The 14,387-nt window shown below is 75.9% G+C and carries 11 protein-coding genes; 3 read left to right on the top strand and 8 right to left on the bottom strand.

What is annotated here, in order from left to right; all coding sequences use genetic code 11:
* Positions 1 to 15: 15 nt before the first annotated feature.
* The 6 genes from SH587_RS02710 to SH587_RS02685 all read right to left on the bottom strand — a co-directional run bounded on the left by SH587_RS02710 (position 16) and on the right by SH587_RS02685 (position 6,635).
* On the bottom strand, positions 16 to 747 hold the full coding sequence (locus SH587_RS02710; RefSeq protein WP_320669018.1) for a FadR/GntR family transcriptional regulator: 732 nt from the start codon (positions 745 to 747) through the stop codon (positions 16 to 18).
* An 8-nt stretch (positions 748 to 755) separates the two neighbouring features.
* On the bottom strand, positions 756 to 1,928 hold the full coding sequence (locus SH587_RS02705; RefSeq protein WP_320669017.1) for an iron-containing alcohol dehydrogenase family protein: 1,173 nt from the start codon (positions 1,926 to 1,928) through the stop codon (positions 756 to 758).
* Positions 1,929 to 3,287 (bottom strand): aldehyde dehydrogenase family protein, encoded by a 1,359-nt coding sequence (locus SH587_RS02700; protein ID WP_320669016.1) that lies wholly within the window; start codon positions 3,285 to 3,287, stop codon positions 1,929 to 1,931.
* The gene (locus SH587_RS02695; RefSeq protein WP_320669015.1) at positions 3,284 to 4,054 is read right to left on the bottom strand and encodes a gamma-glutamyl-gamma-aminobutyrate hydrolase family protein; all 771 of its coding nucleotides are present in this window, start codon (positions 4,052 to 4,054) and stop codon (positions 3,284 to 3,286) included. Before SH587_RS02695 ends, SH587_RS02700 begins: the two co-directional genes overlap by 4 nt.
* Entirely contained in the window at positions 4,041 to 5,423 is a 1,383-nt protein-coding gene (locus SH587_RS02690; protein ID WP_320669014.1) for a glutamine synthetase family protein, read from the bottom strand. The genes SH587_RS02695 and SH587_RS02690 overlap by 14 nt, the downstream gene beginning before the upstream one ends.
* A gap of 78 nt (positions 5,424 to 5,501) precedes the next feature.
* The gene (locus tag SH587_RS02685; protein WP_320669013.1) at positions 5,502 to 6,635 is read right to left on the bottom strand and encodes a sugar isomerase; all 1,134 of its coding nucleotides are present in this window, start codon (positions 6,633 to 6,635) and stop codon (positions 5,502 to 5,504) included.
* A gap of 167 nt (positions 6,636 to 6,802) precedes the next feature.
* Here SH587_RS02685 and SH587_RS02680 point away from each other — a divergent pair, with 167 nt between their 5' ends.
* A complete protein-coding gene (locus tag SH587_RS02680; protein ID WP_320669012.1) occupies positions 6,803 to 7,837 on the top strand; it encodes a LacI family DNA-binding transcriptional regulator in 1,035 nt (344 codons plus the stop codon).
* 5 nt (positions 7,838 to 7,842) lie between these two features.
* Here the strand turns inward: SH587_RS02680 and SH587_RS02675 are convergent, their stop codons facing one another.
* Entirely contained in the window at positions 7,843 to 9,603 is a 1,761-nt protein-coding gene (locus SH587_RS02675) for a CocE/NonD family hydrolase (RefSeq protein WP_320669011.1), read from the bottom strand.
* Between the two features lie 47 nt (positions 9,604 to 9,650).
* Here SH587_RS02675 and SH587_RS02670 point away from each other — a divergent pair, with 47 nt between their 5' ends.
* Positions 9,651 to 12,134, top strand: a complete 2,484-nt coding sequence (locus tag SH587_RS02670) for a family 78 glycoside hydrolase catalytic domain (protein WP_320669010.1) — start codon at positions 9,651 to 9,653, stop codon at positions 12,132 to 12,134.
* On the opposite strand, the gene SH587_RS02665 is transcribed toward SH587_RS02670, so the two are convergent.
* Positions 12,124 to 13,347, bottom strand: a complete 1,224-nt coding sequence (locus SH587_RS02665) for a cytochrome P450 (RefSeq protein ID WP_320669009.1) — start codon at positions 13,345 to 13,347, stop codon at positions 12,124 to 12,126. The genes SH587_RS02670 and SH587_RS02665 overlap by 11 nt on opposite strands.
* A gap of 61 nt (positions 13,348 to 13,408) precedes the next feature.
* On the opposite strand from SH587_RS02665, the gene SH587_RS02660 reads away from it, so the two are divergent.
* Positions 13,409 to 14,383 (top strand): helix-turn-helix transcriptional regulator, encoded by a 975-nt coding sequence (locus SH587_RS02660; RefSeq protein ID WP_320669008.1) that lies wholly within the window; start codon positions 13,409 to 13,411, stop codon positions 14,381 to 14,383.
* Positions 14,384 to 14,387 lie beyond the last annotated feature (4 nt).

The raw sequence follows: 14,387 nt of genomic DNA, 5'->3' as shown, positions 1-14,387 counted from the left end.
TTCCCTGTACCCGTGTTACGCCGGCGGGTCGGCGATCGCGAGCACCACGAGCATCTCCTGCTTCGCCTCGTGGATGTGCTCGATCATGCTCGTCCGGGCCCGCTCGGGGTCACCGGCGGCGATCGCCGCGAGGATCTCGCGGTGATGCTCGTCGGCGCTGGGAAGGACCAGCTCGAAGCGGACCGCGTCGAGCGGCGAGAGCAGCGCGACGCGGACGTCCTCGACCGCCTGCCGCAGCCAGCGGTTGCCGGCGGCGTCGGCGACGGCCAGGTGGAAGGCGTTGTCGGCGGCGCGGAACTGGCCGACGTTCGCCACCGATCCGAGCCCTTCGATCGCCTGCTCGATCGGGGCCAGCTGCTCGTCGGTCCGCCGCTCCGCCGCCAGCGCCGCGGTCGCCGACTCGCAGACGATCCGGAACTCGAACAGCTGCTCCAGCTCGCTGCGGCGGGCCCGGACCTCGGCGTCGCCGGCCCCGGCCGTGCCGGAGGTGATCACCAGCGCCCCGCCGCCGGAGCCGCGCCGCACGCGCTCCAGCAGCCCGGCTTCCTCGAGGTCGCGCAGGGCTGCCCGCAGCGTCATCCGCGAGACCCCCAGCTGGACCGCGAACTCGCGCTCCGGCGGCAGCTGGTCGCCGGGCAGGAAGCGCCCGAGCCCGATCGCCCGGGTCAGCTGCGCGACGACGACGTCGGCGGCGCTGGGGACCGAGACCGGTCCCAGCGTCCGCACCCGATCGACCGACTCCGACATCGTCCGCCTCAGCGCCCCGGCAGGGCCAGGGCCTGCTCGAAGGCCGTTCGCACCTCGGCCGCCGACCACGGGCGGGGCGACTGGGTGATGAAGAAGTCCGACAGCGCCTGCTCGGTCAGCTGGTCGAGGTCGCCGGCGACGTCGAGCGAGCCGAGGACGGGGAAGTCCAGCTCGCGCAGCAGCTCGCGGACGGCGCGGACGGCGCGGCCGCCGTCGGCGCTGCCGTCGTCCGGGGCGCCGAGCGCGTCGGCCACCCGCTCCAGCTGCTCGGGCACCACCTGGCGCTCGCGCTCCAGCGTCTCGACCAGCACCAGCCCGACGGTCAGCCCGTGCGGGGCGCCGGTGCGGGTGCCGATCGCCTGCGCCAGCGAGTGCTCGGCGGCGCAGTCGGAGATGTTCATGGTCAGCCCCGCCAGCAGACTGGCGCAGGCCATCTCCGAGCGGGCGACCGCGTCGGAGCCGTCGCGGTAGGCGGCCACCAGCGAGCGGCCGCCGAGCCGGATCGCCTCGAGCGCGATCGCGTCGCCGATCGGCGTCCGGGTTCGCGCGACCATCCCGGCGATCGCCTGGGCGATCGCGTCGATCCCGCTGAAGGCGGTCGTCGCCGGCGGCGTCGAGTGGGTCAGGACCGGGTCGACCAGCGCGTGCTCGGGCCGCAGGTTCGGGTTCGCGATCCCGGCCTTGGTGCCCGTGCGGTCGTCGAAGACCACCGCCCCGCCGGAGACCTCGGAGCCCGTCCCGGCGGTCGTCGGCAGCGCCACCAGCGGCAGCTCGGCCGGCGGGAAGACGCGCGCGGAGGCCAGGAAGTCGGAGAAGGCCAGGCCCTGCTGGGCGCAGAGCCGGGCGGCCTTGGCGGTGTCGATCACCGAGCCGCCGCCGATCGCCACCACGATCCCGGCGCCGCTCTCGCGGAGCGCGGCCGCGGCCCGGTCGACGTCGCTCCCGCGCGGCTCGCCGGCGCCCTTGGGGCTGCGGACGACCACGATCCCGGCGGCGGTCAGCGCGTCGAGGACCGCGCCGACGGCGGGGTTGACCCGCTCCAGCCCGTCGTCGATCACGACCAGCGCGCAGTCGGCGCCGGCCTCGGCGACGATCGCGGGCAGCTCGTGGGCGACGCCCTCGCCGAACCGGATCCGGACCGGCAGGTGGTTGGCGAACGGCGCCATGGTCTGCGGCGTCACTCAGGCCTCCGTCGCGTAGAAGACGTTCTTGAGCTCGGTGTAGGCCTCGGGCGCGTCGGCGCCGAGCTCGCGCCCGATCCCCGACTGCTTGAAGCCGCCGAACGGCGAGCCGAGCCGCACCGAGGTGTAGGAGTTGACCGCCAGCGCGCCGGCCTGGACGCCACGGGCGACGCGCAGGGCACGGGCGCCGTCGGCGGTCCAGATCGAGCCGGAGAGCCCGTACTCGGTGTCGTTGGCGCGGGCGATCACCTCGTCCTCGCGCTCGAACGGCAGCACCCCGACGACCGGCCCGAAGATCTCCTCGCGGGCGGCGCGGTCGCCGTCGGCCAGCGGGTGGAGGACGGTCGGCGGGAACCAGTAGCCGGGCCCGTCGGGCACCCGGCCCTGGAAGGCGACCGGCGCGCCGGCGGCGATCTCGGCCACGCTCGCGCGCTGGCGGGCGGAGACCAGCGGCCCCATCTGGGTCGCCTCGTCGAGCGGGTCGCCGACCCGCAGGCCCACGACCATCGCCTCCAGCCGCTCCAGGAACTCGGGCAGCACCGTCCGCTCGACGAAGACCCGCGAGCGGGCGCAGCAGTCCTGGCCGGCGTTGCCGAAGCAGCCGCCGGCGAGCCCGTTGGCGGCGGCGTCGAGGTCGGCGTCGGCGAAGACGATCGACGGCGACTTGCCGCCCAGCTCCAGGCTCACGCGCTTGATCTGACGCGCGGCCCGCTCGCCGATCTCGATCCCGACCGCGGTCGAGCCGGTGAGCGTGATCTTGTGCACCTGCGGGTGGTCGACGAGCGCCCGGCCCAGCTCCGAGCCGCGGCCGACGACGACGCTCAGCAGCCCCTCGGGCAGGCCGGCCGCGGTCGCGATCCGCTGCAGCTCGATCGCCGTCAGCGGCGTCAGCTCGGCCGGCTTGTGGACGACCGCGTTGCCGGCGGCCAGCGCCGGCGCGATCTTCCAGCTGGCGATCGTCAGCGGGAAGTTCCAGGGCGTGATCACCCCGACCACGCCGAGCGGCTCGCGGAAGGTCATGTCGACCCCGCCGGCGACCGGGATCGTGCGGCCGCCAAGCCGCTCCGGCGCGGCGGCGTAGAAGCGGAAGGTCGCCGCGGCGCCGGCGACGGCCCCGCGCGCGTCGCCGATCGGCATCCCGACGTTGCGGGCCTCCAGCCGCGCCAGCGCCTCGGCCTCGGCCTCGATCCCGGTGGCGATCGCGGCCAGCACGGCCCCGCGCTCGCTCGGGGCCAGCGCCCACCACGCCCGCTGGGCGCGCTGGGCGTCCGCGACCACCTGGTCCAGCTCGGCGGCGCTCGTGCGCTCGAGCGTGGTCAGGACCTGCTCGGTCGCCGGCTCGACGACGCTGACGGTCACCGGACCGCCTCCAGCGGGCGGACGGCCGCGGCGCGGTCGGCGGCGGCCGCCACCAGGTCGCCGATCGTGGTGTCCAGCTCCAGCGCCTCGGGGTGCCACTGGACGCCGAGCGCGTGGCGCTGGGCCGGCCACTCGATCGCCTCGACCAGCCCGTCCGGCCGCGAGCGCGCCGCGACCACGCCGCCCTCGCCGACCCGGTCGACGCCCTGGTGGTGGTGCGAGTTGACGGTCAGCCGCCGCGCCCCGCGGGCGGCCAGCGCCGTCCCCGGCTCGATCTCGACCTCGTGGTGGGTCGCCTCCCCCAGGCTGCCGGGCAGCGGGCGGTGCTCGCCGAAGCCGGCGTCGGCCAGGTGCTGGTGGAGCGTGCCGCCGGTGGCGACGTTGAGGATCTGGAGGCCGCGGCAGATGCCGAGCACCGGCAGGTCCCAGGCGAACGCCGCCCGCACGAGCGCGATCTCGAAGCCGTCGCGCAGCGGGTAGGTGGCCTCGGTCTCGCGCGCCACCGACTGGCCGTAGCCCGCGGGATGGATGTCGGCGCCGCCGATCAGCAGCAGCCCGTCGAGCCAGGCGCCGTGGGGCTCGACCTGGCCCTGGTCGACCGGCTCCGGCACCAGCACCAGCGGCTGGCCGCCGGCCCGGCGGACGGCGTCCAGGTAGCTGCCGGCGACGACCGCGGCCTGCTGGTGCCAGAAGCTCCAGGCGACCCGCTCGGAGGCGGCGCAGATGCCGATCAGCGGCCGCCGCCGCGGCTGCTCAGAGTCGCTCATAGCCCCGGACCTTCTCCCAGTCGGTGACGGCGGCCCCGTAGGCCTCCAGCTCGATCTCGGCGGCGCGCGCGTAGTGGTCGACGATCGCCGCCCCGAAGGCCCGCTCGGCGACGGCGCTGGCGCGGAACGCGGCGACCGCGTCGGCCAGCGTCGCGGGCAGTCGCGGGCCGCCCGAGGCGTAGGCGTTGCCGGTCGTCTCCGGCTCCGGCCGCAGCCCCTCGTCGACCCCGTGGAGGCCGGCGGCGATCATCGCGGCGAGGGCCAGGTAGGGGTTGACGTCGCCGCCCGGGGCCCGGTGCTCCAGCCGCAGCGAGCCGCCGGCGCCGACCACCCGCAGCGCGCAGGTGCGGTTGTCGCGGCCCCAGGCGATCGCGGTCGGGGCGAAGGAGTGGCCCGCGAACCGCTTGTACGAGTTGACGTTGGGGGCGAGCAGCAGCGTCAGCTCGCGGGCGCAGGCCAGCTGGCCGGCGAGGAAGCCCTCGAAGACCCGCGGGTCGCGGGCGAAGAGCGGCCCTTCGCCGTCGGCCAGCGAGAGGTGCAGGTGGCAGGAGTTGCCCTCGCGCTCGTCCCACTTCGCCATGAAGGTGGCCGAGACGCCCTCCTGGGTGGCGATCTCCTTGACCGCGTGCTTGAAGAGCGAGTGGCCGTCGGCGGCGTCGAGCGGGTCGGCGTGGCGGAAGTTGATCTCGTACTGGCCCAGGTTCGCCTCGCCCTTGGCCGACTCCAGCACCAAGCCCGAGCGCGGCATCTCGGCGGTCAGGCGGTCGAGCAGCGGCGCGCCGGCCCGCAGGCCCAGCAGCGAGTAGTCGACGTTGTAGTCGCTGACCGGCGTCAGGTCGTGGTAGTGGCGGCGGCGCGCCTCGCCGTAGCTCTCGCGGTGGACGATGAACTCCAGCTCGGTTGCCGCGCTCGCCGTCCAGCCGCGCTCGGCCAGCCGCTCCAGCTGCCGGCGGAGGATCTGGCGCGGCGAGGGCGGGACCGGCTCGCCGCCGGGCCAGACCGCGTCGGCCAGGCAGATCGCCGTCCGCGGCCGCCAGGCGGCCAGCCGCAGCGAGCCGGGGTCGGGAACCAGCGTGAAGTCGCCGTGGCCGGTCTCCCAGCTGCTGGTCGAGAGCCCGTCCTGGGGCGCCATCTCGACCTCGACGCTGAGCAGGTAGCTGCAGGCGCCGGCGCCGTGGTCGAGCACGTCGTCGACGAAGTGGCGGGCGTCGAGCTGCTTGCCCTGGAGCCGGCCCTGCATGTCGACGAGCGCCAGCAGGACCGTGTCGACCCGGCCGTCGGCGACCAGCGACCGCAGCTGCTCGACGGTGAGCCGGCCGGCGGCCGTCGTGGTCGACGGCGAAGACGTTGGTGACTGAGGATCCAGCATATTTGGTCTCATTCTTATACCAAGTCTTCGCCGCGCGCGCCACCGAAGTGGGCGGCGGCGCGCGCGACGGTCGTGCGCTCAGGCGTTGCCGCCCGCCGCGGCCGAGGCCACGCCCCCGCGCTCGCGGGCGATCCGCTCGGCGTAGCCGGACTCGCGGAGGGCGGCGACCGGATCGGCGACCCCGCCGGCGGCCGTCCGGACCCGCCCGCAGAGCTCGCGGACGTCGCTGCGAAAGGCGTCCAGCAGCACCCCGTGGGCGCCGAGCACGTCGCCCTCGGCCTGGGCCGCGGCCAGCGCCTCGCGGTCGACCAGCAGCGCCTTCGCGTAGGCCTCCTGGACGTTGACGACCGAGAGCGTCATCGCCTCGACCTTGGCCTCGACGTTGTGGGCCTGGTCGATCGTCAGCCGCGGCAGGTCGGTGCCCAGCTCGACGAAGACCGCGAACAGCTCGAACGGGTTGACCGAGCCGACCACCAGGTCGTCGTCGGCGTACTTGCGGCCGTTGAAGTGGAAGCCCCCCAGGCGCCCCTCGGCCGCGAGGATCGCGACGATCTGCTCGATGTTCGCGCCGTGCAGGTGGTGGCCGATGTCGACCAGCACCGCGGCCCGCTCCCCCAGCCGCTGGCAGAACAGCAGCGCCGAGCCCCAGTCGGCGACGTCGGTCGCGTAGAAGGCCGGCTCGAACGGCTTGTACTCCAGCAGCAGCTGCTGCTCGGGCGGCAGCTCGGCGTAGACCCGGCCGAGGCTGTCGAGGATCCGCGCCCGCCGCTCCCGCAGGTCGTCCTGGCCGGCGTAGTTGGTGCCGTCGGCCAGCCACAGCGACTGGGCGGTCGAGCCGACCTCGGTCGCGATCTGGACGCACTCCAGCAGGTGCGCGACCGCCCGCTCGCGGACCGCCGGATCGGGGTTGGCGATCGAGCCGAGCTTGTACTCCGGATCCTGGAAGAGGTTCGGGTTGACGGCGCCGATCCGCAGCCCGCGGGCAGCGGCGTGGCGCCCCAGCGCGGCGGCGTCGTCGACCCGGTCCCACGGGAAGTGCAGCGCCACCGCGGGGGCGGCGCCGGTCACGCGGTGGACCTCGGCGGCGTCGTCGATCCGCTCGAACGGGTCGCGTGGACGCCCCGGCTGCGGGAAGGTCGCGAAGCGGGTCCCCGAGTCGCCGTAGCCCCACGACGGCGTCTCGATCTCGAGCTTGGCGAGCTCCCGCTCCACCTCAGCGCTGGTCCTGGCCAACGGTCCTGTCCTTTCGGTCGATCGGCGCCGAGGAGGCGCCCCCGTCGCGGGGCCAGCCTAACAAGAATTTGAAACGCTTCATAGGGCCGGCTGAACCGTTCCACCACGGGGCGGCCGCATGGCCAGCGGGCATCTTCTCCGCCCAGATGAGGCGCTGGACCATCCTCGACGTCGCCGAGCGCGCGGGCGTCTCCGTCGGCACCGTGTCGAACGCGCTCAACCGACCCGAGATCGTGGCCGAGAAGACGCTCGCGACGATCCGCCAGGCGATCGACGAGCTGGACTACGTGCCGAGCGCCGCGGCCCGCCAGATGACCGGCGCCCGCAACCCGGCGATCGGGCTGATCGTCCTCGACATCGAGAACCCCTTCTTCACCGAGGTCTACCGCGGCGTCGAGGCGGTCGCGGGCGAGGCCGGCTACGTGGTGGTCGTCTGCAGCTTCGCCGGCGACCCCGAGCACGAGCGCCGCCAGCTGCGGCTGCTGGAGGAGCAGCGGGTGGCCGGGATCCTCGCCACCCGCGTCGGCAAGGGCAACTCGCGGGTCTACGGCCGGATGCGCAAGAGCGGGATGCCGGTGGTGATGCTCGACCGCCGCGCCGCCACCAAGGACCAGTGCAGCGTCTCGGTCGACGACGTCGCCGGCGGCCGGCTGGCCGGCGAGCACCTCTGCGAGCTCGGCCACCGGCGGCTGGCGCTGGTCAACGGCCCCCACGACTGGAGCCAGTGCGCCGACCGCCGCAAGGGCTTCGTGGCCGCGGCCGAGGCCGCCGGCGCAGAGCTGCTGGACGCGGCCGACGTCGAGGTCGAGCAGATGACGATCGAGGCCGGCGAGCAGGCCGCGCGCGAGATCCTCGCCGCCGACGAGAAGCCGACCGGGATCTTCTGCGCCAACGACCTGCTGGCGCTCGGCGTCGAGCACGCGCTGATCGCCGCCGGCCACCGGGTGCCCGAGGACTTCGCGATCGTCGGCTACGACGACGTCGCCTTCGCCACGATGGCCTTCGTCCCGCTGACCTCGGTCCGCCAGCCGGCCTACGAGCTGGGCCGGCGCGCCGCCGAGCAGCTGCTGAACGAGGCCGACGACCAGCAGCACCGGCACGAGCGGGTGGTCTTCGAGCCCGAGCTGGTGGTCCGCGCGTCGACCGTCGCCGCGATCGACGCGCCGCTCAGCCGCGCCTGAGCCGATCAGCGGGCCGGCACCACCGGCAGCTCGACGTAGGACGGGCGCGCGCCGTCGTGGAAGACGGTCTGGAGCGCCGGCCGCAGCTCGGCCGCGAGCGGGTCGTCGCCGTTCGGGTGGCGGGCGAAGCGCGGGAAGTTCGAGCTGGAGACCTGCAGCCGCAGGCGGTGGCCGGCCCGGAACAGCATGCTGGTCGCGCCCAGCTCGATCGTCAGCGCGACCGCCGTGCCGGCCGCGACCGGGTCGGCCCGCTCGCGCGAGTGGCGGTAGCGCGTCCGCACGATCCCGTCGCTGACGCCGATCGCGCGGCCGTCGGGGTGCACGTCGACCAGCGTCGCGGTCCAGTCGCTGTCCGGCGCCGAGCTGGCGACGGTCAGCGTCACCCGCACCGTGCCGGTCACCTCGAGGTCGTGGGCGAGTGGTTCGCCGGTGTAGACGAGGACGTCGCCGCGGCGCTCGACCTCGCGCTGGTCGCGGGGGCCGGCGCGGCGGCCGACGAAGGCGTCCGGCAGCAGCGTCGCGCCGCCGACCGTCGGCACCGGGTCGCGCGGGTCGTAGAGGAAGACGTCGGGCGGCGCGTCGGCCGCCGGCGGCGCGGGGGCCAGGACGCCGTCGCCGTCGGCGCCGTTGGCGTGGCCGTCGCTCGACAGGTGCAGCCGCAGCGGGCGGGCGCGGGCGATCGGCCACTGGTCCTCGTCGCGCCAGCGGTTGGCGCCCATCACGAAGATCCGCACCGGCGGGGTCTCGAACGGCCGGCCGGCGAGCACGCGGGCGAAGAAGTCGAGCTGGATCGCGGTCATGTCGATCGCCAGCTGGCTCGCCTCGGGCCCGAAGTCCAGGTTGCCGACCGCCTCGTGGCCGTTGCCGTGCGACCAGGGGCCGACGAGCAGCCGCTGGCCGGCGCGCGCCTCCTCGGTCGCCGCCCCGTCGCGCAGCCCGACGTAGTTGCGGAGCGTGCCGTCGACGAAGATGTCCGACCAGCCGCCGACGTGCAGCGCCGGCACCGCGATCGCCCCGTAGCGCTCGCTGACCGCGGTCGCGCGCCAGTAGTCGTCGTGCTCGGGGTGGGCCAGCCAGTCGAGGAAGGCCGGCGCCAGCTCGCGCAGCAGCGGCTGGTCGTCGAGCGGCAGCCGCTCGTAGAGCGCGGTCGGGTCGGCCAGCAGCCGCGCGAGCTCGGCCTCCTGCTCGCCGACGTCGGCCCCGGCCGCGCGCCGCCGGGCCAGCGCGTCGGCGGCGAAGCCGAGCGCCCACCAGGCGGTGAAGCCCAGCTGCGGCACCCCGCCGCGGTAGGCCCAGCCCTCGTAGTACTCGGCGCCGGTGACGTTGGGCGCGATCGCCCGCAGCGCCGGCGGCGCCTGGGTGGCGGCCAGCATCTGGGTCGCGCCGACGTACGAGGCGCCGTACATGGCGACCCGGCCGTCGCTGAACGGCTGCGCGGCGATCCACGCGATCGTGTCGGCGCCGTCCCGGGCCTCGTGCACGAACGGCACGAAGTCGCCGTCGGAGGCGAAGCAGCCGCGCACGTCCTGGACCACGACCGCGAAGCCGGCCTCGACCGCCCGCAGCGGCTCGAGCCCGCAGAGGTGGACGGTGACGAACGAGCTCGCCTTGTCGTAGGGCAGCCGCTGCAGCAGGGTCGGGTGGCGACCGTCGCCGGCCGGTCGCCAGACGTCGGCCCGCAGGACCGTGCCGTCGCGCATCGGCACCGCCACGTCGCGCTCGACCTGGACGCCGAAGCGTCCGCCGCCGTTCCCGTCCTGGCTCATGGACGGCACTGTATGAAACGTTTCAAGATCGTGCTAGGGTCGGCCGCGTGGAACTGCCGCACCGGTGGGACGCGAAGTGGCTGTGGCTGGGCGACAGCGGCCACCGGCCCGGGCTCCTGGTCGGCACGGCCGACCCGGCCGTCCACGACCGCTTCCTGCTCCTGCGGCGGAGCTTCACGCTCGACGAGGTGCCCGCCGAGGCGCGGCTGCGGGCGGTCGCCAACTCGCGGCTGATCGTCTGGATCAACGGCCACGAGGTCGCCCGCGGCCCGGTCCGCTCCGACGCGCGCAGCACCCGCAGCGAGCAGGCCCCGGTCGCCGACCGGCTGCGGCCCGGCCGCAACGTGATCGCGGTGCTGGCCCGCTACTACGGGACCGCGACCGCCTGGTGGCTGCCGACGCCGGTCACCCTCGGCCTCGGCGGGGCGGCGGTCGCCGTCGAGCTGCGGCTGGCCGACGGCACGGTGGTCGCCAGCGACGAGCGCTGGCGAGCCCGGGCCGGCGACGCCTGGACCCCGGGCCCGCGGACGTTCGCGGACGGCTCCGGATTCCCGCGCGAGATCGTCGACGCGCGGCGGCTGCCGGCCGGCTGGACCGCGGTCGACTTCGACGACGGCGACTGGTCGCCGGCCGAGCCGATCGACCCCCGCAACGACGGCTACCGCGGCGTCCTCGAACCGCCCAGCGACCCCTTCGGGCCGCTGCCGCCGCGGCCGATCCCCCAGCTCACCGGCGGCGTCCGGGGACCGCTGGCGACCGCGGTCTTCGCGACCGACGGCGCCGCCGCCCCCGCCGCCGAGGACGACCCGGTCGCCCAGGTGCTGGCCGACCAGCGCTCGGCGGTCGCCGCGCGGCCGATCGCCGTCGCCGCCGACCGGCCGGTGGCGGTCCCCGCCGGCCTCCACCTGGTCGCCTTCGACTTCGGGCGGACCGTCGCCGGCCACGTCCGGCTCGACGTCGAGGGGCCGGCCGGCACCCAGGTCGACCTGGCGCTCGGCGAGCAGGTCGACGACCACGGCCTGCTCGTCGCCGAGCTGACCCACGCCGGCCTCCGCTACATCGCCCGCGGCGCCGACGACCGCCACGAGTCGTTCGACCCGGTCGGCGGCCGCTACGCCGCCGCGGCGGTCCGCGCCCCCGGCCCGGTGCGGCTGCGGGTGGCGGTCCGCGAACGGCTCTTCCCCCCGGCCCGGCCCGCGTCGCCGCCGTTCCGCTGCAGCGACGAGCTGCTGAACGACGTCTTCGCGATCGGGCTGCGGACGGTCGACCTCTGCGCCCAGGACGCCTACATCGACTGCCCGACCCGCGAGGCCCGCGCCTGGACCGGCGACTTCGTCGTCCACCAGTCGGTCCACCTGGCGACCGCCGACGACTGGTCGCTGGCCCGCTGGCACCCGCAGCTGGCCGACGCGCCACGGGCCGACGGGATGCTGCCGATGGCGGTCTGCTCGAACCTCGGCGGCGGACCGCTGGAGGGCAGCTACATCCCCGACTGGGCCCTGCACTGGATCCGCGCCGTCCGCAACCTGATGCGCTACACCGGCGACCGCGAGCTGGTCGCCTCGCTGCTGCCCAGCTGCGAGCGGGTGCTGCGCTGGTTCCTGCCCTACCGCGGCCCCGACGGGCTGCTCGACGACGTCCCCGGCTGGGTGCTGATCGACTGGAGCGCGGTCCCGGTGGCCGGCACCAGCGCGGCGCTGAACGGGCTCTGGGCGCGCGGCCTGCGCGACCTCGCCGAGATCGCCGAGTGGTTGGGCGACGGCCACCGGACGGCATGGGCGCGCGGCCTGCACGAGGGCGTCGCGGCCGGCTTCGAGCTCTTCTGGGATCCGGAGCGGGCGCTCTACCGCGACCAGCGGCTGGCCGGCCGCGTCGGCCCGGCCGCCAGCCGCCACGGCAACGCGGCGGCGATCTGCGCCGGGATCGTGCCCGCCGAGCGGCTGGCCGGGCTGGCCGAGACGCTGGCCGACCGCGGCCCGCTGGCCCACTCCGCCCCCGCCTTCGAGCGGCTGGGGAGCGGCGACCTGGCGGCCGGGGTCGACCTGGTCACCCACGGCAACCCCGAGCCGGAGTGGGACCAGCGGCAGCGGATCCTCGAGGCCCAGCCGTTCTTCCGCTACGTCGTCCACGACGCGCTGGCCGAGGCCGGCCGCGCCGACCTGGTCGCCGACGCCTGCCGCGACTGGGGCCGCTTCGTGCGGGCCGGGGAGCGGACCTGGCCGGAGACCTGGGTCGGCGGGTCGCACTGCCACGGCTGGAGCGCGACCCCGACCCGCGACCTGATCGTCCACACGCTCGGGATCCAGCCGGCCGAGCCGGGCTTCGCCCGCGCCCGCGTCGCCCCGGCGCTCGGCGACCTGGCTTGGGCCGAGGGCAGCGCGCCGACGCCCCACGGCCGGCTGCGGGTGCGGGCCGACGGCGAGCGCGGACGGCTGACGATCGAGAGCCCGGTCCCGGTCGACGCCGAATGGGGCGGCGAGCGGCGGCGGCTCGGGCCCGGCCGCCACCAGTTGGAGTTGGCTACCAGCTGACCGGCAGCGCCAGCGCCCGGTAGACGCCGACCTCGGCGCTCTCCAGCGGCAGCCGCTCGACCGGCGCCGCCAGCCGCAGGGTCGGGAAGCGGGCGGCCAGCCCGGCCAGCGCGGCCTGCAGCTCGACCCGCGCCAGGTGCTGGCCGAGGCACTTGTGGATCCCGTGCCCGAAGGCCAGGTGACCGTGGGCGTCGCGGTCCAGCCGCAGCCGATCGGGATCGGGGAAGCGGGCGCCGTCGCGGTTCGCGGTCAGCAGCGAGACCGTCACCCGCTCGCCGGCGCGGATCGTCAGCCCGTCGAGCGCGACGTCGGCGGTCGCGACGCGGGTGAAGCTCTGCTCGACGATCGACAGGTAGCGCAGCAGCTCCTCGCTCCAGCCCTCGATCAGGGTCGGGTCGGCGGCCAGCGCCGCCCAGGCGTCGCCGTCGCGCAGCAGCGCCAGCGTCCCGAGCGCGATCGCGTTGGCGGTCGTCTCGTGGCCGGTGATGAACAGCTCCATCGCCATCCCGGCCAGCTCGTCGTCGTCGAGCTCGCCGCTGCGGGCCAGGTCGGTCAGCAGGTCGTCGCCGGGCTCGGCGTGCTTGCGGGCGACGACCTCGCGCACGTAGTCGCCGAAGGCCCGGAAGGCGTCGGCCATCCGCTCCGGCGTCGCGGCCGCGTCGAGCATCACCTCGGTCGGGTGCAGGAACCGCTGCTCGTCGCGGGCCGGCACCCCGAGCAGCTCGCAGATCACCCGCGAGGGGACGGCCAGCGCGAAAGCCGAGCGGAGGTCGACCGGCGGGCCGGCCCGCTCGACCTCGGTCAGCAGCTCGTCGACGATCGCCGCGATCCGGGCCCGCCGCTCGGCCACCCGGCCGGGCGTGAAGCGGGCGGCGACGGCGCGCCGCAGGCGGGTGTGGTCGGGCGGCTGCTTGAGGCTGACGAAGCCGTCGTCGAGCCCGCCGATCGCCTCGTCGAAGGTCGCGTGGGCGGCCGGGTCGCCGAGCGGCTGGACCATCACCACCGCCAGCCCGCGGTCGCCGACCAGCCGCCGCGCCTGCTCGTGGGCGGTCACCAGCCAGCCGACCTCGCCGTCGGCGTAGTGCAGCCGCCGCGGAGCCCCGTCGGCGGCCAGCGCGGCCAGCGCCGGCGGCGGGTCGAAGACGCTCGCGCGGCCGGTCGGCATCCGCACGGGCGACGCGGCGGCGGCGGTGGTCGGCGGCTGGTTCCCCATCGGCGCTGCTCCTCGTTCGGTTGACGGTTCCCAAGCTACGGTCGATCATGCCCGCGAGGGAATGGATGAACCGTTTCAAGACCTGGACGTTCCGGCGCTGCCGACCGGCGTCGTGCGGCCGGTCGCGGTGCCGGCCCGGCCGCTCGCGCCGTGGCTGCGGTTCGCCCACGCGCTGACCCTCGACGAGGCCCAGCGGGTGACGCGGGCGCCGGTCCGGCGGCTGCTCGACTTCGAGCTGGTACTGCAGCTCGACGGGCGCAGCTGGATCTGGTCGCAGCCCGACGGCGGCAGCGTCGACCTGCTTCCCGGCACGGTCGCCCTGATCCCACCCGGCTTCGTCCACGCCTGGGGCAGCGAGGTCGGGACGACGATCGCCGTCCACTTCGACCTCCACGCGCGGCCGCAGCTAGCGCTGCCGGCCAACATCCGGATGCTCGGCCGGAGCGAGCGGCGGCGACCGCTGGCCGCGATGCCCGGCTTCCGGCTGCGGAGCGACGAGCGCGAGCCGCCGGTCGAGCTGCGGCTGGTGACCGCCGTCGCCGAGCCCGAGCGCTGGCGGGCGCTGCTCGGCGACCTGGTCGAGCTGTGGGACCGGCGCGCCGTCCGCACGCTGGCCGGCGCCCTGCGGGCGACCGAGATCCTCGGCCTGGCGCTGCGGACGCTGGCCGACGAGCGGCCACCGGGACCGCCGACGACCGGCCCCGGCCGCGACGCCGACCCGCGGGTGCTCGAGGTCCTGCGGCGGCTCGGCGGCCCCGACGGCGGCGGGCTCGGACCGCGGCCGCGGGTCTCGCAGCTGGCGGCGCTGGCGCACATGAGCGAGGGCGCGTTCCGGGCCGCCTTCGCCCGCGCGACCGGCAGCAGCCCGCGCCGCTACCTGGAGCAGCGCCGGATGGCCCAGGCCGCCCGGGCGCTGGTCGAGAGCGACCGCACCGTGGCGGAGATCGCCCGCGCCGTCGGCTACGACGACCCGTACCACTTCAGCCGCGCCTTCCGCCGGGTCCACGGCGTCTCCCCCCGCGGCTACCGCCGCTGACCGC

The sequence above is a fragment of the Patulibacter defluvii genome (assembly GCF_034096925.1).
GTDB classification, from domain to species: Bacteria; Actinomycetota; Thermoleophilia; order Solirubrobacterales; family Solirubrobacteraceae; genus Patulibacter; species Patulibacter defluvii.
Note: the sequence above shows the minus strand (reverse complement) of the source record. Positions and strands in the feature narration are given on the sequence as shown.